This window comes from Shewanella metallivivens, assembly GCF_028750675.1.
In the GTDB taxonomy this organism is placed as follows: domain Bacteria; phylum Pseudomonadota; class Gammaproteobacteria; order Enterobacterales; family Shewanellaceae; genus Shewanella; species Shewanella metallivivens.
Genome location: NZ_JAQQPZ010000004.1, coordinates 151703 through 172874, shown reverse-complemented (window position 1 = coordinate 172874; position 21172 = coordinate 151703). Strand labels below are relative to the sequence as shown.

The 21172-nt window shown below is 45.1% G+C and carries 15 protein-coding genes and 2 pseudogenes; 8 read left to right on the top strand and 9 right to left on the bottom strand.

The genetic code is table 11. From position 1 onward, the window contains the following. Window positions 1-47 precede the first annotated feature (47 nt). From PQR79_RS07720 to PQR79_RS07695, 6 genes and pseudogenes are all read right to left on the bottom strand, one after another. Window positions 48-1113 (bottom strand): annotated as a pseudogene (locus tag PQR79_RS07720) (ISAs1 family transposase). A gap of 144 nt (window positions 1114-1257) precedes the next feature. Then, window positions 1258-1692: pseudogene (locus PQR79_RS07715) on the bottom strand (sigma 54-interacting transcriptional regulator). Beyond that, window positions 1655-2551: a LysR family transcriptional regulator gene (locus PQR79_RS07710; RefSeq protein ID WP_238106710.1), complete on the bottom strand. Its 897-nt coding sequence runs from the start codon at window positions 2549-2551 to the stop codon at window positions 1655-1657. Before PQR79_RS07710 ends, PQR79_RS07715 begins: the two are co-directional and overlap by 38 nt. Window positions 2552-2845: 294 nt before the next feature. Beyond that, window positions 2846-4426, bottom strand: a complete 1581-nt coding sequence (locus PQR79_RS07705; protein ID WP_438270811.1) for a cryptochrome/photolyase family protein — start codon at window positions 4424-4426, stop codon at window positions 2846-2848. A gap of 21 nt (window positions 4427-4447) precedes the next feature. Further along, a complete protein-coding gene (locus tag PQR79_RS07700) occupies window positions 4448-4582 on the bottom strand; it encodes a DUF2256 domain-containing protein (RefSeq protein WP_188738556.1) in 135 nt (44 codons plus the stop codon). Next, a complete protein-coding gene (locus PQR79_RS07695) occupies window positions 4572-6086 on the bottom strand; it encodes a cryptochrome/deoxyribodipyrimidine photo-lyase family protein (RefSeq protein WP_238106712.1) in 1515 nt (504 codons plus the stop codon). Before PQR79_RS07695 ends, PQR79_RS07700 begins: the two co-directional genes overlap by 11 nt. 189 nt (window positions 6087-6275) lie before the next feature. Between PQR79_RS07695 and PQR79_RS07690 the strand changes: the two genes are divergently transcribed. Beyond that, the gene (locus PQR79_RS07690) at window positions 6276-6914 is read left to right on the top strand and encodes an NAD(P)-dependent oxidoreductase (protein ID WP_238106713.1); all 639 of its coding nucleotides are present in this window, start codon (window positions 6276-6278) and stop codon (window positions 6912-6914) included. A 62-nt stretch (window positions 6915-6976) separates the two neighbouring features. Here PQR79_RS07690 and PQR79_RS07685 read toward each other — a convergent pair whose 3' ends face one another. Further along, window positions 6977-8272, bottom strand: a complete 1296-nt coding sequence (locus PQR79_RS07685) for a sigma-54 interaction domain-containing protein (RefSeq protein ID WP_238106714.1) — start codon at window positions 8270-8272, stop codon at window positions 6977-6979. A gap of 246 nt (window positions 8273-8518) precedes the next feature. On the opposite strand from PQR79_RS07685, the gene PQR79_RS07680 reads away from it, so the two are divergent. The 3 genes from PQR79_RS07680 (at window position 8519) to PQR79_RS07670 (ending at window position 14797) form a co-directional block, all read left to right on the top strand. Next, window positions 8519-11608 carry a choice-of-anchor O protein gene (locus PQR79_RS07680; protein WP_238106715.1) on the top strand — a complete coding sequence of 1030 codons (3090 nt, stop codon included), beginning with the start codon at window positions 8519-8521 and terminating at the stop codon, window positions 11606-11608. A gap of 271 nt (window positions 11609-11879) precedes the next feature. Next, entirely contained in the window at window positions 11880-12986 is a 1107-nt protein-coding gene (gene aguA, locus PQR79_RS07675; RefSeq protein ID WP_238106716.1) for an agmatine deiminase, read from the top strand. A gap of 104 nt (window positions 12987-13090) precedes the next feature. After that, complete coding sequence (locus PQR79_RS07670; protein WP_238106717.1) at window positions 13091-14797, top strand: amidase; 1707 nt, start codon at window positions 13091-13093, stop codon at window positions 14795-14797. A gap of 154 nt (window positions 14798-14951) precedes the next feature. Here the strand turns inward: PQR79_RS07670 and PQR79_RS07665 are convergent, their stop codons facing one another. Both PQR79_RS07665 and PQR79_RS07660 read right to left on the bottom strand, forming a co-directional pair. Then, entirely contained in the window at window positions 14952-15842 is an 891-nt protein-coding gene (locus PQR79_RS07665; RefSeq protein ID WP_238106718.1) for a patatin-like phospholipase family protein, read from the bottom strand. A gap of 14 nt (window positions 15843-15856) precedes the next feature. Next, complete coding sequence (locus PQR79_RS07660; protein ID WP_238106719.1) at window positions 15857-16804, bottom strand: SDR family oxidoreductase; 948 nt, start codon at window positions 16802-16804, stop codon at window positions 15857-15859. 176 nt (window positions 16805-16980) lie between these two features. On the opposite strand from PQR79_RS07660, the gene PQR79_RS07655 reads away from it, so the two are divergent. The 4 genes from PQR79_RS07655 (at window position 16981) to PQR79_RS07640 (ending at window position 20470) form a co-directional block, all read left to right on the top strand. Continuing rightward, window positions 16981-17871 (top strand): AraC family transcriptional regulator, encoded by an 891-nt coding sequence (locus tag PQR79_RS07655; RefSeq protein WP_238106720.1) that lies wholly within the window; start codon window positions 16981-16983, stop codon window positions 17869-17871. Window positions 17872-17987: 116 nt separating this feature from the next. Continuing rightward, a complete protein-coding gene (locus PQR79_RS07650) occupies window positions 17988-18701 on the top strand; it encodes a fibrobacter succinogenes major paralogous domain-containing protein (protein ID WP_238106721.1) in 714 nt (237 codons plus the stop codon). A 191-nt stretch (window positions 18702-18892) separates the two neighbouring features. Beyond that, entirely contained in the window at window positions 18893-19393 is a 501-nt protein-coding gene (locus PQR79_RS07645; RefSeq protein ID WP_238106722.1) for a DUF7000 family protein, read from the top strand. A 165-nt stretch (window positions 19394-19558) separates the two neighbouring features. Continuing rightward, window positions 19559-20470, top strand: coding sequence for a 2OG-Fe(II) oxygenase family protein (locus PQR79_RS07640; RefSeq protein ID WP_238106723.1), 912 nt, complete (start codon window positions 19559-19561; stop codon window positions 20468-20470). The last annotated feature ends 702 nt before the right edge of the window (window positions 20471-21172 follow it).

The following is a 21172-nucleotide window of genomic DNA, read 5'->3' as shown; positions in this document are numbered from 1 at the left end:
TGTTAAATCTTTTTACCAAATAAAATTTTGCTTCTAATATCACCATTCTATGCAGCCTTTCTTATTTTGGTTGGTTTACTGGCTTTTAGCGGATGCTGCTCTAAAAGGTTCAGCACGATACGCCTAAATAATGCCATTATCTTCGCGTTTTCACGGTCACCAATCCTTGAACAGTCATCCCTAAAAGTGACGTCAAGCACCCTATGTTGCTGGTTCTCGATGTGCCTGTGCTGAAGCTCAGCTTTGGGGGCAAGTTCGATGTCCAAAGGTAAAGGGCTTAAGTAATAATCCGTATTTATGGTGGTAACACCTTTATGTGTTCGTTGATGCTCAACAGCTATGAGCAACTTGGCTGATGGCCAGTTTTTTGCGAGCGCCTGAGGCAGCTTTGCTGGAATTTGAAACGTCGTGCGACGCTCCTTACGGCCATGCCCCTTGTCATCCTCTTAGATACTCAATATGTCGACGCCGTCGCTATCCCAGTGAGGTTGGAACTGCATTTCTATGGCCTGCCTAAGTAGAAGTTGGTTGCCTTTTACCTGAACAATATAGTCGCCTTTTGCTTTGATGATTTGTTGAAGCGTTTCCCGCTGGCAATGAAGTGCATCAAAGGTTACAACAGCGTCTTTAATGTCTAACATGTGCAGCAGTGTTTGAACCGTTGCGATTTCGTTACCTTTGGTCTGAGTATCTTGCAGATAGAGCACAATACCTTGCTCGGTATCAAAGGCCGGAACGAGGTGTAGCGCATTTTTAGCGCCATGTTGATTAACTGCTGCACCCCGCAACGTTTTGCCGTCTATAGCAATTAATGGTTTTGATAAAGCCTCTCTTAAGCTATTTGCCCAACGAAAGAGCGTTAACACCAGTATTTCGGTATCGATAACTTTAATGATCCGGGCAATGGAATGCCGAGTCGGGATCCCTTAGTCAAAATCTCGATGTTTACGTAGCCAAGATAGGTTCTCGTTACCGAATTCTTGATAGCTTGCCAGCCATCACAACCTGAAGCGATTGCGGCTAAAACAAGAAAAATAATATCAATTAAATCATGGTCTAGGTTGATGTGAGAGCGAGGGCTTCGATGAGTTTCAAGTGTTCAAATAAGGACATGGATTATGTTCAGCAGAACAACATGCCTGATCAGATCATGCTGATACGAAAAAGTTTCCTACTGTTAACAAAGTATGATCCCACCCTGATCTGAATAGGAAATACGTTAATACGGTTGTTCAAGTCTCGTCTAAATTCGCCTCGCTAAATATCTTGGTGTGTTGCACAAATGAATCTGAAGTCTGCGCTTTTAGTTTCTTTGCTGCCAACGGGGCGATATGTACCGGTTTCAATTAGACGCAGTAATTTGATTTGTAATTCATAAGGCACGTCGCTAATTTAATCTAAAAACAATGTCCCGCCGTGTACGACTTCAACCGGTCCTTGTTTATTGTACAGTGCGCCTGTAAAAGCGCCTTTTGTATGGTCCAACAGTTTACTTTCGAACAAAGGTTCAGTCACCCCTGAGTATTCTAGTATCACCATAGGGTGATCTTTTCTACTGCTTGCAAGATACACTGCTGACGCCGCAATTTCTTTACCGCTTCCGGTGTCTCCCGCTAAATGGCCAGATAATGAGTGGAATTGGTATAAAGCGTATTTAGCGCTGCCATTTATCAATATCGTCTTGCCAGGCATTGGCCGTAAAGTCGATAAAGGCGCGCACCACATTTTGTTGGTAACTGCGCGACAAATACACTGCCCATAGGGTTTTACCCGGCGTCGAGGTGTGGGGTAATACATCAATTAGCTCACCTTGTTCAAGGTAGTTATTGGCTAAATCGGTAGGCAAACACACCACACCGTTACCCCGCAATGCGGCATTGATTAATACGCCCATGTCGTTAGCTTGTAAATTGCCTTTTACATCAAGTAGGTGAGATTGCGAATTTGCAATAACCTCCCAGTGTTGTTGGCTCGAGTGGCGTAAGCAATTGTGTTGTAATAAATCATGAGGCGCCAAAATGGCACCATGTTGTGCTAGGTAGTCGGGTGAGGCGCAGATGACGTTGTCGATGTGCATTAACCGCCTTGCGATTAAACTGTCATCTGGCTGGTGGGTGTACCGCAGAGCGATATCGACCCTGTCGTTGACTAATTGCGAAAGATTATCAGACAGTAATAATTGAATATTGACCTGTGGATGCAGCCGGCAAAAAGCCTCTACTACGTCGTACAGTTTTTGTTGTCCAAGGCCTATGGGGGAGGCGATGCGTATACTGCCAACCAGTTCAGTATTGTGGCTATTGGCGCGAGACTCCATGGCGGCAACTTCGCTTAAAATACGTTGGCAGTAGTGCAGTGTTTCTTCGCCCTGCAAGGTTAGGCTGACCTGGCGAGTTGTGCGGTGTAATAATCGCAAGGCTAACCACTGTTCAAGGTCTTTAATGTGCCGAGAAACCTGTAAACGGCTTAAACCAAGTTGTTCAGCCGCCTGGGTAAAGCTGCCGCAACTGGCCACTTCAACAAAGCTGCGCATCGCAGATATTTTGTCCATAAGTTCTTCCTGTCGCTACAGCCAAAGGTTATACCATTGTGCGTTAGCAAGTGATCTCTCAGCGAGAATTTAAAAGGGCTTAAACAAGGCGAATGACTGAATGAATAGTTATTCTCTTTCGAAGTCATGCAACGCAGTATAAGCCCTTTTAAAACTCGCCTGAAAGGAATGCCCCAGCGGCTTTTGCTCTGCGTTCTCGCTATTTGAAAGGGAACAACCATTACTACATAGCGACGCCTTAATCAAAAACCGCTGGACGCATTCTGAGTGGTCACTTATTAATGCGGAATGGTATTATAAGTTTTCGATGTTTTCTAATAGTGTATTGGCTTTATCAATAATGGCTTGTTGCATGTGTGTATCCATTTTTTGCCAATTTTTATATACCATTGTCATGCGAGGGTTGCGGCTAAATTGCGCGTGATGCCGCTCGATAAAATGCCAATATAAACTATTGAAAGGGCAGGCGTTAGCTTCTGTTTTGAGTTTGACATTGTAATGGCATGTTTTGCAATAGTCGCTCATTTTATTCAAGTAATTGCCGCTTGCCGCATACGGCTTGGTCGCCACTATACCTCCGTCGGCAAATTGAGTCATGCCACGGGTGTTGGGCATTTCGACCCATTCTATGGCGTCTATGTAGATACCTAAATACCATTGGTCTACCTCATCTGGGTGTAACCCCGCAAGCAAGCTGAAGCAACCTGTGACCATTAAGCGCTGAATGTGATGAGCGTAGGCATAATCAAGTGACTGCTTGATAGCTTGGTGCATGCAATTCATTTTGGTGTTGGCGGTCCAAAAATAATTTGGCAATGGCCTTTGGGCTTGTAAGGCATTTTTAGTGGCGTAATTGGGCATGTTGCCCCAATAAATGCCGCGTACATATTCACGCCAGCCAAGTATTTGCCTCACAAACCCTTCAACTTGGGTGAGCGATATGTCGTGCTGATGTGCTTGCCAATGCTGAATCACTTTATGGATCACTTCATTGGGAGAAATCATTTTTGCATTTATGGCAAATGAGAGGCGTGAGTGATACAGGCTCCAATCGGCACGGCTATTTTCGGTCATGGCATCTTGAAAACGACCAAAACGTATGAGTAAGTGCTGGCAAAAATAATCAAGTAACTGCCGAGCTTGACGGCGATTAACCGGCCACAATAATGAGCTTTGTGCTTTACCTATTGTGTTGATATTGTGCCGTTTTAGCCGAGTTAAAATCGCGCTGACATCGTTAGCAAATAATAAAGGCGAAGGAATGTCGGCGAGATCTTGTTGTTTAAAATGTTCGCGGTTTTGCTGGTCAAAATTCCATTGGCCGCCTAAGGGCTCAACGTCTTGCATGAGCACATTAAAGCGTTTGCGCATACGTCGATAAAAAAATTCCATTTTGACGTGTTTGTTAGGCGCAAATTGCGCCTTGATATCGTCAAACGGCAATAAAAAATGCTCGCTGTCATACTTGCTTTTGGTCACATTTGGCCAAGCTAACTCACCTAACTGTTGTGCTAGGCGATATTCATCTGGCTGTTGGTAGTCAAATGCCGTGAGCTGTTTACTGGTAATGATGTGCTCAAGCAATGCGGGCAAGTCTGGGTAGTGTTGAGTTTCATCTAGCGTAAGGTAGATTACCTGGTGGCCGCAATTGGCTAAGGCGTTGGCGAATTCGGCCATGGCGCTAAAAAAGGCACAGACTTTTTGCACATGGTGCGTGGCATAGGTGGCTTCTTGTGCTAGTTCAGCAATCAAATACACGGTATTTGGGCTGACATCTTTAAACCAACTGTGCGACGCATTGAGTTGGTCGCCCAAAATGAGTCTTAATGTTGCGGTTTGCGGCAACAGTGTCGGTGAAGCCTGTGTGTAAAGCATCGTCATAGTGATTACCTTTAATTATTGGTGTCGGCGACAGCGTTCGGAACAATATTTAACGTTTTCCCAGTCTTTAGCCCATTTTTTACGCCAGGCAAAAGGTCGTTGGCACACAACACAGACTTTGTGTGGCAAATGCGGTTTTTTATGTGTCATGGCGAGGGCTCGTGCGTTTGGCTTTGGGGCGAACATGGCGGGTTAATACTGCCGCAATATGTTGTTTAACTTGTGGTTGTTCGCGATATGACCATAAGCGATCGCGGGCAGTTTGTGATGCCACAGTTAAATCAATTATAGGTTCAGGGTAGTCACGGCCTAAGATCATGTCGTTGAAAATCGCTTCCATGGGCGGCTGTAACCATGGCTGGTGGATATATTCATTGGGTAAATTGTTAAGCTCGGGGCACCACTGACGAATAAACTCCCCGTTGGGATCTTGGTCCTGTGACTGCTTGATGGGGTTATATAACCTAATGGTGTTAATGCCCGTGACCGATGCCTGCATTTGCAGTTGTGGGTAGTGGATACCCGGTTCAAAATCGAGAAAATAGTTGGCTAAAGGTAAGCTTGCATGTTGCCAGGCAATGTTTAGATGGTGGGTAACAAAGCTGACTAACATGGCGCGCATTCTAAAGTTTATGTAACCGGTTTGGCGCAGGCAGCGCATGCAGGCATCAATAATAGGGATGCCTGTTTGGCCTTCTGCCCAGCGCTGAAGATCCTGTTGTACTTTATCATCAGTGCGGTAGGGATAATCGAGATACCCTGGGTTGACTGGCGTGAATTCCATACTGCATTGGCTTTCAAATTTTTGCATAAAATGACAATGCCAGTGTAGGCGCGACATCATTGCTAATAACGGTTTTCGCCAAGCTCTATTACTGGTTTGTACCTCTTGATAACGAGCTAATGTGGCTTGGTATACCTGCTTTAAGCTGATGTTTCCCCAAGCTAAGTAAGGCGATAAACGTGAGCAATGAGTACGACTTAAGCTCGGGCTAGAAATACTGCGCTGATAGTTTTTACCTCTGTGAGTCAAAAAACTGCTCAGTATTGCTCTGGCTGCCTTAGGTCCACCAGATTGAAACTGGTCATTGGCAGTTGTGATGGCATCATCAAGCATGGGAGCTTGATAGTGATTGAGTGTTTGTATTTGGCATTGCTGCCAATGAGGCACGGCAATGGGACTTTCCATTACCTGTTGCCAGTGTTTATCCCATGCGATGCGATGTTTACGCCCCCTGACAACGGCGCCAGTGGGTGATTGTTGCCAATGAATATCTTGTTGATTACACCAATGTGCAACGGCTTTATCGCGCTCAAAACTATTGTGTAGTCCTATCTCTTGATGGCTATAAATGTTTTTTATTTCAAACTGTTGATGTAACGCTTGCAGTAGGTCAATGATTGGCAGGTCAAAAATGTAGACCTGGCCATTAAATCGGGCCAACTGTTGATTGATATCTTGAAGCGACTGCCACACAAAACGCCAATGGCGCTCATTGTAATGTGAGTCTGCAAGCATAAATGGTTCAAAACTGTATATCAGTAAGCAAGGTAAATGCTGATTAAATGCCTCTACCAGTGGTTGATGATCAGACAGACGCAAGTCACGTTTAAACCAGACGATATTAATTGCTTGTTTGACCATATCGGACATGGCGCCAAATCCCATAGTGAATGAGAAAATACATACGTGTTAACTTGGCGTTTAGATTGCTTTTAAGGGCATATTTATCGGTTATTTTGTATCAATATTTGAAACAATTAAGCTTAATATTCGGTATTTATCTCGAAATTTGTTAGCTATAAACTGGATCCATTGTTAATTAATAGAGCGAGACAAAACATGAAACTAGCAGTATTAGGCGCAACAGGTTGGATTGGCAGCACAATTACCCACGAAGCGATTAGCCGTGGTCATGAAGTGATTGCCGTTGTACGTGATGCAAGTAAAGTGACCCAAGATATTAGTGTGCGTACTCTTGATATGACTCAAATGTCAGCACAAGACATTGCCACAGCGTTTGCTGGTGTTGATGCCGTGATTGCCTCAATTGGTGGCCGCGCCGCGCAAAATCATGAGGTTGTTGCACACACCGCACAGCAATTACTGCAACACTTGCCTAAAGCTGGCTCACCGCGTTTGTTGTGGGTGGGTGGAGCAGGTAGCCTTGAAGTTGCACCAGGTGTTACTTTGGTTTCAACCCCAGAGTTTCCTGAAGAATACAAAGCTGAAGCCATTGCGCAAGGTGAAGCACTTGCTGTGTTTCGCACTACCGACTCTGCGATTAAGTGGACTTACGTTAGCCCAGCGGCGATGATTTTTCCGGGCGAGTCAGAAGGTCCATACCGTTTAGGCGGCGATGAGTTCTTTACCGATGCGGCTGGCCAAAGCCGAGTGTCGGTAGTCGATTACGCCAAAGCCATGCTTGATGAAGCAGAAAGTGCTAAGCATATTAACCAACGTATTAGTGTTGCTTACTAGTGACGTGATTTGACAGAACAGGCTCAAGTAGCCTGTTTTGTTTATACCATATGGTGCTGTAGCTATTGTATCTTGCGGTATAATGAGCGTGTGCTAATCCCCGCGAGTGCCGCGGCCTTGTCTTTATCACCATCCACACTGTCTATCAGTTTTTTTAGGTATTTGAGCTCATTGCTTTTTAAATCAATGGTCGCTTGATTATCTCCGCTTATTTCACGATCGATATCGAGGCAGGTTTTAATCACATGACGATCAATTCTTGGCGTGTTTGATAACACTAATGCGCGTGACAAAATATTACGTAGCTCCCTAATATTGCCCATAAAGTCATGCTTTTTGAGCAAGTCGATGGCGCAATCTGTCACGCTATATTGACCGCTTTGATCAATTCGTTGAAGAAGGGTTTTTGTTAACAGTGGAATATCTTGTTTACGCTCCTTTAAAGAGGGGATATGAATAGGAAATACGTTAATACGGTAGTACAGATCTCGCCTAAATTCACCTCGCTCAACCATGGCAAAAATATCTTGGTGTGTTGCACAAATGAGTCTGAAGTCTGCGCTTTTAGTTTCTTTGCTGCCTACGGGGCGATATGTACCGGTTTCAATTAGACGCAGTAATTTGATTTGTAATTCATAAGGTACGTCGCCAATTTCATCTAAAAACAATGTCCCGCCGTGTGCGACTTCAACCAGTCCTTGTTTATTGTACAGTGCGCCTGTAAAAGCGCCTTTTGTATGGCCAAACAGTTCACTTTCGAATAAAGGTTCAGTCAACCCTGAGCATTCTAGTATCACCATCGGATGATCTTTTCTGCTGCTTGCAAGATGCACTGCTGACGCCGCAATTTCTTTACCGCTGCCGGTGTCTCCCACTAATAATACCGATGCATCTGTCGGTGCCACGCGGGTAATGTTTTCAACCAATTGATTAAATGCAGGGCTGGCACCCACCATTTCATTATTGCCAATTTTAGGGTTGGTCTTGGTGACTGATTTTAACAATTCAACACAATATTTGACCTCACCTTTGTGGTCTAAAATAGGCAGAATTTCAATGTCGATATGCTCTTTACCGCGGGGAGAGTGGTGAATATGCAGTGCACGTTCTTTTTTGCCAGAAGCACACGCGGCAAATAAAGGACAGGCCTGTCCTGCTTGCTCACAAGGGACATCATTAGAATGTGACACCTTGAAACAATAAGCTGCTTGGCTTAAATCTATTGACCCGTAACTTTCAAGATAACGCTGATTACTTGCAAGTATTTGATATTCCGGCGTGACCAAAATGGCTGGGCAATCGTAGGCATTTAGCATAGTGGCAAAATCATCATTGCCTTGTTTTTGGCTAATTTGCATAACTGACTCCATTTTTGTCAACAAAATTGTCACTTATGACAATTATGTTAACAAAAACAAAAACTATGTATATCTATCAAACACATAAACTTGATATTTATCAGTGTTTATCAAGAATTTTATATGCAGGTTCCATTGTGGCGCGGTCATTGCTGTATATAAATCATCCAATTAACTTTGGGGTTAAGTGATAGAAAACTAACAATAAGATTTTTCATTGAATAATGACAATAAGGAAATTTTATTATGAAATTTAAAAAACTACTCTATTGTATGGCCGCCGCTTACCTTTCAACTGCAACGTATTCCATCGCCTTAGCAAGTGATGTCACGGCTATATCTCCTCATGATGGCGGTGGGATAATCACTGAAGATTTAGCGTCTAAAGGTAAAATAATCCGGCTGCCCAACGGTGATTTGGTCAGTGCATATGCTTATGGTAATAGCCAAAACAAAACAGTTTATGACTTGAAAGCACAAAAAGAGCGCCCAGCTCAGGATATTTATATACGCGTTTCTAAAGATGACGGCGTGACATGGGGGCAAGCGGTCAACATTTCTGATACAGCACGCAAAACATCTAAACAAAGTAACTGGGTAACCGATGTTAATGGCGATGTTTCTCTTGCTGATTTTTACGGTGACTCAGGTAAGCCCAATATTTTTGCTGCAAGTGGTTATGTTGCCGTGACATGGGATAGTAAATACTGCCCAGCAATTGATATTGATGAAGCAAACCTTGATGACGATATCCCTGATTATAATTACCATCAGGGAGCGGCAACTTATCTTGACCGTGAGGGAAGGCAACTACCTTTTAGTTGTACATACATTGCCTATACTAAAAATCCTAGTGCTGTTGATGCTGATAACAATCCCACTGGAGGGACATGGAAACGGGAACAATTAAGCTTTGGTGAACGCGATGCCAAACAAAATACACCGCGTGCAACCAGTTATAGTAACGGCACAAAAGTCGCGTGGAATGTTGCTTGGCAAGAAGACCCTGAAGGGTTAAAAACCGGAGATGCTGATGGCCCAGGCGATGGCGCTAGCGGTGCGAATGTGAATAAAGGTACTGATATTTGGTATACCTATATTGAAGACATGAAAGCACCTGCGCTTGCAGATATTTCGTTTGCGGCCAATGTGTCTCGTGTCACCAATAACTTCAAAACATTCAAAAAACGTGAAGGTGATGATGTTGTTACTGAATTAACCGGTTATCTAGACCCCATCTGTGCTGCCACACCGGAATGTGCAGACACACAACCCTTACTTGTCGAAACCGGTAAAGAAGGTGCATCACGCGCCAATTTAGGCATGGTGCAAGTGCCTGAACAAAAACCTGTAACCATTATTGCCTATGAAGAAACCAAGGGCGGTGGTGAAGGTGTCGATTTTGGTAAAGTTGTGCGTTATCACCGTTTTACTTTCGATAACCCACCCGCAAGTTATATTAATGTCGCGTTCAGCTCTGGCTTACAAAAAGGCGGCAGTTCAACGGGTAATTCTCAAAACCAAAATAAACCCGGTGCTAAAGGCAACTTTACCGATGATGACACCGTTTACAATGGTGAAGATACGCAAGTAGCTTATCCAGATACAGAAGGGGTACTCAGTGATGTGTATCAGTCACCCGATTGGCAAGACCCTGCTCGTATAGGTTGTGTACTCAGTAACCCTGGAGAAAATGCTCGACGCGTACGCTTTTTTTATAATCAAGTTGCAGGCATGGATGAAGCCATTAATCAAAGCGGTACCAAATTGATGGTTTTCTGGAAAGAAGGGGCGTATGACCAAGGTGGCCCTTCTGACATTATGGGCCGCATTGGCGTAGTGGGAGAAGATGCCACTAACACTGGCTTAACACCGCTTGATTTTACCCCTGCTGTCGATACCAGTTTTACAACATTTACTCGTTATGTACTGACCTCGACAGGAACGGTTGTTTATCCTGATGGCGCTGGAGGCTATGTTGACGGTATTGGCAATGTGGTTGACGTTGTCGACGATGATGCGGTGTTAGATGTTACCTATCAGGAGGCGGGTGGTTGTAACTACTATTTAACTGATGCAGATAGGGACCATATTCCACCCATTACACTGTCAGATCGTATTAGCAACTCAGGTGCGGTTAATCTCAGTACTAATGCATTTGCTGAAATTACCACAGATGACTCAACTAAGACTATCGAACAATTAACCATCACTACTGAAAATAATAACCTTGAAGATGCCCGTGCTCACCGTGGTGCTATTCGTGGTGATACTATCTTGTTTGGTTACAGTTATACATCAGACTGGGCATTGGCCAAATACACAACCGAAGATAACTACAACTTCTTCACTCGTCGTAGTTATGACGGTGGTAACACTTGGACAGGCACCCAAAACCTGACTAACTATCTACCTGAACTAGAAGTCGATATTAAGGAACCACGTATTGTGGGGGCTCCTAGTAGTACCTCAGCTTGTGATGCTGTTAATGCACCAGATGGTGAAAATTGCCAAGACCCTAATGCCTTTATTTTAGCCTGGGGTTCTATTAAAAATACCTTAGCGCATATTGGTACGGGTACTGAGCTTGATGTGTTTGTCACCAAAACCAGAGATGGCGGCCGCACTTACGAACCACTTAAATTGTTGTCTGCCAATATTACCGTGCCATTAGATCCTGAGGGCGAACCAGACTTTGAATCACAACTTAGAATGAAGCCTAATGGTGATAATTTGTATGCGGTATGGATGGAAACCTCAACAGATGCTGCGGGTTATCAAGATACCGTGGTGAGGTATCGTGCTGAAGCCGATCTTGAAGATGCAGGCGCGCCTATGACGTTACTTGATGACGGCACCTACATTTATAACTACAGCCAACCTATTACCGTTGACCAGGGAAGTGTAACCGGCCTTGTGGTGTCTAAAACCACTGCAACGGGAACAGATTATACTTATCCGATGCCACAATTCAGTTATAACGTCACAGGCCTTGTTGAGGGGAGTACGATTGCCGTAACCATTAATTTTGGCAGTGCATTACCGACAGATATTGTGCTACTTAAAGTAAAAGCCGATGGCAGTACGGTTGAGGTTGATGAAGCAGACTGGCAGCTCATTGGTGATAACTTAATACAAGTGAGTATCACAGATGGCGGAGAGCTTGATGAAGATGGTGTGGCCAATGGTACTATTGTCGACCCTGTCACAGTGGGAGTGCTGACTTCAACAGCGACAACATCGTCTGGCAGTAGCAGCGGTGGTAGTTTAGGGTTACTTGAGTTGCTATTGGGTGTCTTTGGACTTGGGCTATTAACCCGCATAAGCAAAAACTAACGAATCATTAGTTTAATTGTGTTAGCGAAAGCCTCCTTAAACAAAGGGGGCTTTTTTTGGCGCAGAGTCTCGCCCGATATGTGTTGGGTTATCTTGCGCTCAATATATTTGAAAATAGTTATCAATGCCCTGCATACAAGTATTTAGCGCAAACAGGCTTAAATGATATGATACTTACCATATTTTGACTAAGCTCAAATTCACCCAGAATTTCGTCCTAAATTAGGGCACACAATTTTATCGTTTTTCAGCATTACTGGAGACTCATTTCATGACAAATGCGCATGCCACGCAGTTATCGACTAAGCCATCACAAGATGGTTTTTATATGCCAGCCGAATGGGCGTCGCAGCAAGCAGTGTGGATGCTTTGGCCACATCGCCCAGACAACTGGCGCGCAGCTGGGGCTTATGCTCAGGCAACATTTGCAAACGTTGCCGATGCTATTGGTGCTGTAACGCCTGTCTATATGGGCGTTCCTAAGGCATTTTTAGCACAAGCTAAAGCGGTTATGCCTGCTCATGTCACCTTGGTCGAAATCGATAGTGACGATTGCTGGGCTCGTGATACTGGCCCGACTGTCGTCGTCAATGCAAAAGGGGAGCGCCGTGGTATTGATTGGGGCTTTAATGCCTGGGGTGGTCATAACGGTGGTTTATACTCTCCGTGGGATAAAGATGAGCAAGTTGCTCAGCAAATGAACGCACAACATGGTTTTGATGCTTATCGTGCGCCGCTTATTCTTGAAGGCGGTTCAATTCATGTCGACGGTGAAGGCACCTGCATGACCAGTGCTGAGTGTTTACTTAACAGTAACCGCAACCCAGATTTGACTCGTGAACAAATAGAAGCTTATTTGTCTGAGTATTTAAACGTACAGCAATTTATTTGGTTAGAAGACGGCGTGTACATGGATGAGACCGATGGACACATTGATAATATGTGCTGTTTTGCGCGCCCAGGCGAAGTGATTTTGCATTGGACTGACGATCAAAGCGATCCGCAGTATCCTCGCTCAAAAGCGGCTTTAGATGTGTTACAAAATGCGGTAGATGCACAAGGGCGTAAGTTAAAAATTCATTTAATGCCACAACCGGGCCCGTTGTATTGCACCGAAGAAGAAGCCCAAGGCGTAGTAGAGGGCACAGGTGTGCCACGCACGGCGGGTGAACGCTTAGCGGGTTCATATGTGAACTTTTTAATCACTAATCAACGCATTGTGTTCCCACTGCTCGACCCTGCAACAGATGATATTGCTGCACAAAAATTACAAGATATTTTCCCAGAGTATGAGATTGTGGGTGTGCCTGCCCGTGAAATCTTATTAGGTGGCGGTAATATCCATTGTATTACTCAACAAGTCCCCGCTGGACAGTAAATAAAAACCTAGACCAAGATAAAAAGAAAGACAGTGAATGTTAAGCCACTGTCTTTCTCGATAATGACTTTTAAGAGCCACGGGCTTTAAAGAAGAGGTTTAACATGTTCGAAGTAACAGAGGTGTCCATTGCTGAGCTGCGTAATGCGCTCGAATCGGGCCGTACTACATCGGTTGAACTGGTGCAGTCATATTTAGCGCGAGTTGATGCTTACGACGGCCCAGCAACAGAAACTAAGCTAAATGCATTAGTGGTGCGTAATCAAGATGCGTTAAAAGAAGCTGAGGCTTCGGATGCTAGAAGGGCTCGAGGTGAAACACTCAGCCCACTTGACGGTATTCCTTATACTGCAAAAGACAGCTACCTAGTTAAGGGGCTGACTGCGGCTTCAGGCAGCCCAGCATTTAAAGATTTAGTGGCCCAATACGATGCTTTTGCCGTTGAACGTCTGCGTGAAGCAGGGGCAATATGCTTAGGTAAAACTAACATGCCTCCTATGGCTAATGGCGGCATGCAACGCGGCCATTATGGTCGTGCAGAAAGCCCATATAACGCCAACTACCTGACAGCACCTTTTGCTTCTGGCTCTTCAAATGGAGCCGGTACCGGTACAGCCGCAAGTTATTCCGCTTTTGGCTTAGCCGAAGAGACATGGTCGAGCGGCCGGGGCCCTGCATCAAATAACGGTTTGTGTGCCTATACGCCCTCGCGCGGGGTGATTTCTGTACGCGGCAATTGGCCACTGACCCCAACGATGGATGTCGTGGTGCCTTACACTCGTACCATGGCCGACATGCTAGAAGTGCTTGATGTGATCGTTGCGGATGACCCCATTACTCGCGGCGACTTATGGCGTCTGCAACCTTGGGTTGAGATCCCAAAAGCCTCAAGTGTGCGTCCTCCATCTTATTTGGATCTTGCGGCTCAAGCTGACACCTTAAAAGGTAAGCGTTTCGGCTTGCCACGCATGTACATTAATAAAGATGAATTGGCTGGCACCAGTGAAAACCCAGGCATTGGCGGTCCAACCGGTCAGCGCATCAATACCCGTGCATCGGTCATCGACCTTTGTGAAGCGGCTCGTAAAGCATTGGAAGCCGCGGGGGCTGAAGTGATTGAAGTTGATTTTCCACTGGTGTCAAATTGCGAAGGCGATCGCCCAGGTGCGCCGACCGTGTACAACCGTGGCATAGTCACGCCAGAGTTTCTTGAAGATGAGTTGTGGGAGCTTTCAGGCTGGGCTTTTGATGAATTTTTGCGTGCCAATAATGACCCTAAACTGAACAAGTTGTCTGATGTAAATGGGCATTTAATTTTTCCTCATGATTTAGGCACCTTACCAAATCGTGAAGGTGATTTAGCTGCTGGCATGGATGAATACGTCAACATGGCCAAAAGAGGACTTAAGTCTTATAACCAAATAGACAGCGTACCCGATGGTTTACGCGGCTTAGAAAAAACGCGCAAGTTGGATCTAGAAGACTGGATGGACGAGCTCAAGCTTGATGCAGTGCTGTTCCCTGCCGTTGCAGACGTTGGCCCAGCTGATGCGCACGTCAATCCCGCTTCAGCTGATATCGCCTGGAGTAATGGTGTTTGGGTCGCGAACGGCAATCTTGCGATTCGTCACTTAGGAGTGCCTACAGTCACAGTACCAATGGGTGTGATGGCTGATATTGGCATGCCAGTTGGACTTACATTCGCTGGCCGTGCTTATGATGACAACAAGCTCTTAAGTTTTGCGAGTGCATTTGAATCAACGGGCAACAAGCGCGTTATTCCACCTCGCACACCAGCGCTGGGTCAATAAGCATTAAAGTTAAGTGCTAAATTAAGCACTCTGCATTGATACAAAAACGGGATGGGGTATATAACAACCCATCCCGTTTTTATTATCTAGAGTTCAGGTTTATCGCATCTTTTACTAATGACTTAACAACTCAATGAGCTGTGTCGGTTATCGTTTAATTTAAGAGTAGCGCTTTTATCTGCGGTATCACTGCCTTAGTCGCCGTGTAACCGGCATGAATTGCCGCCGCTTTATGATTAAATGCGCCAATCCCACTAGGTTCATACACGGGCGAAATCACAATATCGGCACTGTCTAGTTCTTGCTGTGACAGTCTACAGCTTTGCATTCTAAATACGGCCAGGGTTAACTGAGTGGCCGATGTTTCACCTTTGCGTTGAGTGTGGTTGTGACAATAAATGTCGACCGCAATAACCCTTTTGGCGCCTAAGGTTTTGGCTGCATAAACCGGCACAACACTGAAAACACCGCCGTCGATTAACATCTCCCCCTGGTGCTCAACCGGAATAAACACCCCCGGAATCGTCGATGAGGTTTGCACCGCATGGCCGGGATTACCCGAGCGAATGATCAGCGATTGTTGAGTTGTCATATTGGTTGCGGTAACCGCCACTGGCATCGGCATATCGGCAAGATCGTCATAGTCTATTTGTGTGTTTATCCAATCGGATAATTTTTTGCCGTTAACAAAGCCTTTTGACGACAATACAACATCAGCAATATCGCGTATTGCCATTTTTTCAATTGCCGCAGTCATTGCTGTGACGCTCATTCCTGATGCGTATAAAATGGCGGCGATGGAGCCTGCAGATGTGCCACTGACCACATCGGGTTTTATTCCTTCTTCCTCTAACGCTTTAATAACCCCTAAATGCATAAAGCCGCGCACACCGCCGCCACCAAAAGCAATGCCCAGCTCATGCTCTGCATTTACCGTTGGCGCAGCGGCATTAAGCTTGTTGTAAACATTGGGTGACGCACAAGCCATTAACCCCAGCGTGATGAGTGTCAGTAATGAATTCTGCGTGAGCATTTGTTTGTTCACTCGATGATCCTAGATTAAAGCGACCAGTTTAGTGATGTTTTCTCTAACGATAGCGCCCACAATTTGGCTGCCATGTCTTGATTAAGTGCAATGCTATCGAGTTTATTTTGGTCCACTGGCCCCACAGTATTGGCGCGTTTGGTGGGGCCATAAAGTGTGGCCGTTTGCAGGCCTTGCTCTGTTGCACACATCACCTCGGGCCATGCGCCTTTTTCAGCTGACTGAGCAATAATCCGAGACATTAGCGCCCATAGCATTTTATTAAAGGTGCTTGCGGTATCCATAAGCAAGTTGGTACGAGAAGCACCAGGGTGACACACTTGTACCTCAACGTTTTTGCCCGCGGCTTTTATACGGCGCTGCAACTCGTAACCAAACATCATTTGTGCCAGCTTACTTTGTGCGTATGAATCCCAGGCGGTGTATTTTTTGTCAAAGTTAAGATCTTCAAACTTAATCCGTTTAAGCCCCATTTTGTACGCGTTGCTGCCTACCATTACAATGCGACCTTTAGCCTCATTGATGCGATCAAACAGTAAACCACACAGTAAAAAGTGGCCAAAGTGATTTACCCCAAGTTGGCTTTCAAAGCCATCGACGGTGAGATGTTGCTTGGCGACCTGTGCAATGGCGCCATTACAGATCAGAGCATCGATGACTGGTGTGGTGTTAAGCAGTTGGTTTGCGGCGTGGCGCACAGAGGCCAGCACACCTAAATCGACCTGAATAAATCTCACGTCAATATGCTGACCTAGTGCCAGCTTTAAGGCTTCAATTGCGCTGGCCGATTTATCTGGGTTGCGGTTTAGCATAACAACCTTGGCACCTTTACTGAGCAAGATACGAGATGCCTCAAACCCTGCGCCACTGTTTGCACCTGTTATGACATACGTCTTGCCGACAAGTGAGCCGATACGTTCAGGAGTCCAACCTTTTTGACCAAATTGTTGAGTTGTCATCATTGTTACCTTTGTTGCTAATTTGAGCCGTTAGCCTGTGCAATAATTACCGTTGCATGTTGCGAGCTAGGGTAGTAGTGTTATCTGAAATGTACTATAACTCTCATGGTTTGGTATAAATAGGCGAATTAATCGCTAAAATATGCCTATTTGTATCTAATTGCGGTTGAGGTGTAAAAGTGATGAAACAAAAAATAAAACAGTTAGTCGAACAGCGCATCACGGCCGATGGCATGGTTGATACCGCCATAAAAGGGGTGAGTTTGTTTAAGATTACCCAGGCTATGCCTTGTGCGCCCGCACTTTACGAACCGACGGTGGTGGTGATTTTGAACGGCCGTAAAGAGGCGATTTTAGATGGCCATAGGTATATCTACGACAACAGTCAATATATGTGCTGCACCGTTTCTTTGCCCGTCGAGGCCGGTACGCCTGAGGCCTCACCCGAGGAACCCTTACTTGGGGTTTATATTTCTCTCGACACTCAAGTCATGACCGAATTGGCAATTGAAATGGAAAGCGTTACAGGTGCGATTAAACAGCCTAAAACCAGCTCGCAACCCCAAAGCCTTTCGCTTGCTAACTGGGACGATGCGTTTGCCGATGCGTTACTGAGATTATTGCAACTTGATGGCACCATGGATGCGTCAATACTAGGCGAAAGCCGATTGCGAGAGCTGTATTACGCAGTATTAAAAGGTGACGCGGGGATTTCAGCCAGAAGGGCGTTTGGGGTTGGCAATGAGATTGCTCGCTCAATTGAGTATTTATCCACGAATTTAAGCAAAAATGTCACCATTGATGAGTTAGCCTCGTTAGTGGGAATGAGCCGAGCGGTCTTTCACCGTAAATTTAAACAAGCCACCAGAATGTCGCCTATTCAATTTATGAAATCGATGCGCCTTAATCATGCTGCCATGAGAATTGCCGCCGGTATGAATGTCAGTGAGGCCGCGATGAAGGTCGGTTATGTCAGCTCGTCGCAATTTAGCCGAGAGTTTAAGCGTATGTATGGCAAGTCGCCTAAGCAATGGAGTCATTCAGCCCCCTTACTCGAACAGGTGGCCTAGTGGCTAAAATCGTATATTGATACAAATAGGCATGTTTTAGACAGTATATCGCCTAGTTTACTACAAGTTTGAGAGTTAAAGTTGTTTGTATATAAAAGTAATGCAGGGGACTCATTATGAAACAACTTATCTTATCGATAGGAGTAAGCATGGTCATGGCATCAACAGCGGCATCAACATCAGCATCGACTAGCGGCATTAACAGCGAGTTACACAAACTTGACGACACGGTTCAAGACAGAGAAGGCAATGTGTATCGCACGGTTAAGATTGGCGAACAAGTTTGGCTTGCTGAAAACCTACGAAGCACCCAGTTTCAAGATGGCTCCGCGGTGCACTCGGGCGCAGTGCCAAACGATGATGCGGCAAACCTATTAACATACGGCCGCTTGTACAACTGGCATGATGTGTCAGATGAACGAAATCTTTGCCCAGTGGGCTGGCGAGTTGCCACCGATGACGATTGGAAAACCCTAGAGCGCACCTTAGGCATGCCTGAAGCAGAGGTGCACAAAGACGGTTGGCGCGGCGGTGAGCAAAATATTGGTTTGCAGCTTAAAGAGTCGCAAGCCGATGGCCCATTTGCTAAATTTGAACCATCTCTTGTCAATAAGCAGCAGTTTTTTGCAAGACCTGCAGGCGTAAAATGGAACGGATTTTACATTACTCAGGGGGCTTACACCGAATTTTGGACCGCAACCCGCGCAACCAACAGCCAAGCGATTATCCGCACACTTGCATACTCGTGGTGGAATGCGCATAAAACTGAAATTCGCCGTGCCACTAGCTCAAAAGAGTATATGTTTTCAGTGAGGTGCGTCAGGAGTTAATGTCCTGTTTGTGCTTAATGCTGAACTTGAGATTGCGTTTTGCGAGTATTAACATTGATACTCTTTGGCTAACGCTAGAATAGAATTTGTTTCCATTAATGTAGCTGCGCTTAGGGTAAATCTCTCAGAATGCTTATCAACATTATTGCATTCGTTTATTAGGTGCCAGTTAAAGGTAGAGAGCGGGGATAATGTCAGATAAAAACATAAACGACCGGATATCTGCTTACAAAGCGGCTTTTGCCAGTGGAGAGATCCAACAAACTCACCAACGTTTAGTCGGTATTGTTCAGCGCCTTAGAACTGAGTTTTCAAAAATATACCAAGGCGAGTTTTCTGTTGCCAGCGTAATGCATGGTTATATCGACTTCACCTATTTTTATTTGCAAAATGATTACCTAAAAAACCACAAGCTTAAATTTGCTGTTGTGTTTAATCACCAGCAGGCGCACTTCGAACTGTGGTTACTCGGTCGAACTAAAGAGGTACAAGCTCATTATTGGGAAAAATTAAAAGATGCTCCATGGGTTGATTCAGAAGCAATGCCTGAATATTCCATTTTCGAGGTTACAATTCTGGCCAATCCTGATTTTGATAATATGATGGGCTTAACTGAGTCTGTTCAGCATGCATTTGATGCATTATCTCAGGAGATCGTTAACACTCTAAAGGCTCACGAGTCATGGAGTTGAATCTAGAGCTACAGCTAAAACAATACATCCCCCCCCTTATTATAAATAAAATCTTAATTCTGTTTGCTTTAATGTGTTATTTATTCAGGTAAATGGATGTAATAAATTGAACTCCTCGCAAGGTGATAGTGATCGCCGAGCCACAGAATAGGAGTTTTACCCATTATGTCAGCAACTCAATTACAACGTGCACGGGCTTTAACATTACCGTCTCGCGAAGCCATGTTATCTCGTGACCCCTCAGTACAACAATTTTGGCATACCAATAAAGCGTTGTTCAGCGACGCCTGGAAAGAGTGGCAAGCCAGCCAGCAAGGTGATGCTCTGACTCTCGACAGCTCATTACTTGATAAACGTTTACGCGATGCTGTCGCGCAAGCCTGGCAAGACCCAAGTAAAGAAATTGCGGTTAAAGACTTACTGCAAGAAGTCGCACCAGGCGTATTTGAGTTGCAGTTTTTTAACCCTGAGCGCTTAGCTGATTTACGTCAATATTTAGAAAGCGTTTGGGATGCGCAAATTCCATTGCGTCCACCTTATGGCATTGTGCTCAATCGCCGTGGAGCAATGCTCGACAGCCGTTCTGAAGGCTACCTTGCTGCACCCAATTTTCAAACATTTTATCGTGAAATGTTAGACACTTATATGCGCCCAATTGCGCGGATGTTATTTCCTGAAGTGATGGGCTACGACACGCAAACTTTTGGTTTTTCGATTCATTATCAACCCAATACAGATAGTTCGATCCGCCCACATACGGATGCATCGGCGGTCACATTAAACATTAACCTGAACTTGCCAAGCGAAGCATTTACCGGCTCTGAAGTAGATTTTTTTGATGTGGCAACTGGGCAAAAACATAGCTTAACCTTTAGACCAGGTACTGCAATGATCCACCGTGGCAATGTGGTTCATGCAGCTCAACCTATAATGAGTGGCGAGCGCACCAACTTTGTGTTGTGGCTATATGGCGACCGAGGCCAAATACCACCACAAGGCGCTAAGCGCCCAACCATAGATGCACACGAGCGTTGGACCACACCAACGGCAGCACTAGATAGCGTTGCACCGTTTTAACTAGTTTATGGCAAAAGGTTAACTACACCCCTCACCTTATCCCGGCATTATTTTGAGCCGGGACTCTTTTTTATGGCCAGCGGCCACTAGCGTCGTGGCGCTTCGCCCACAGCTGAGTATGAGTGTCCAATGAAAGTAAGTCGCTACTTTAGAGGCTTTCTAACGCATTTTGGGATGAAAATTTATAAAAATTCAAATCAGGCTAAATTGAGGTGTTAGGCAAAGATACTCAAATGAAATCACTTCTATGACACACGGTAAACCCATCCATGGGCGCTCTGCGAAAACATCCATGTTTTCGAAGGTCATAGCCGCGATTACATCGGCCGTATAGTTATCTTCGATTTAACCTTGTTTGAAATTGAACGATTTAACGTATTTTGGGATAGAAGCTTGTTAGCTATTTTCTCGTCGTCCCGGCAATGCTTTTGAGCCGGGATCCAGGTGTTAGCTTTTATTGTTATGTACTTATGGCCAGCGGCCACTAACGCTGTGGCGTTTCGCCTATTGCAAAGCATATGACGGTAAGGGGTTAGTTGGCTTCAACATGGTATTCACTTACCGACACGCACTAGTACATCCCTGTAGCTCGACCGACCCGTCCGTGGGTCGGACGGTCGGCTCGCAAACCACCATGATGAAGCTGTTAATGTTTGTCTTATCTGCGGGTGTTAAATACGCAGGTTAATTTAATCGTCGTCC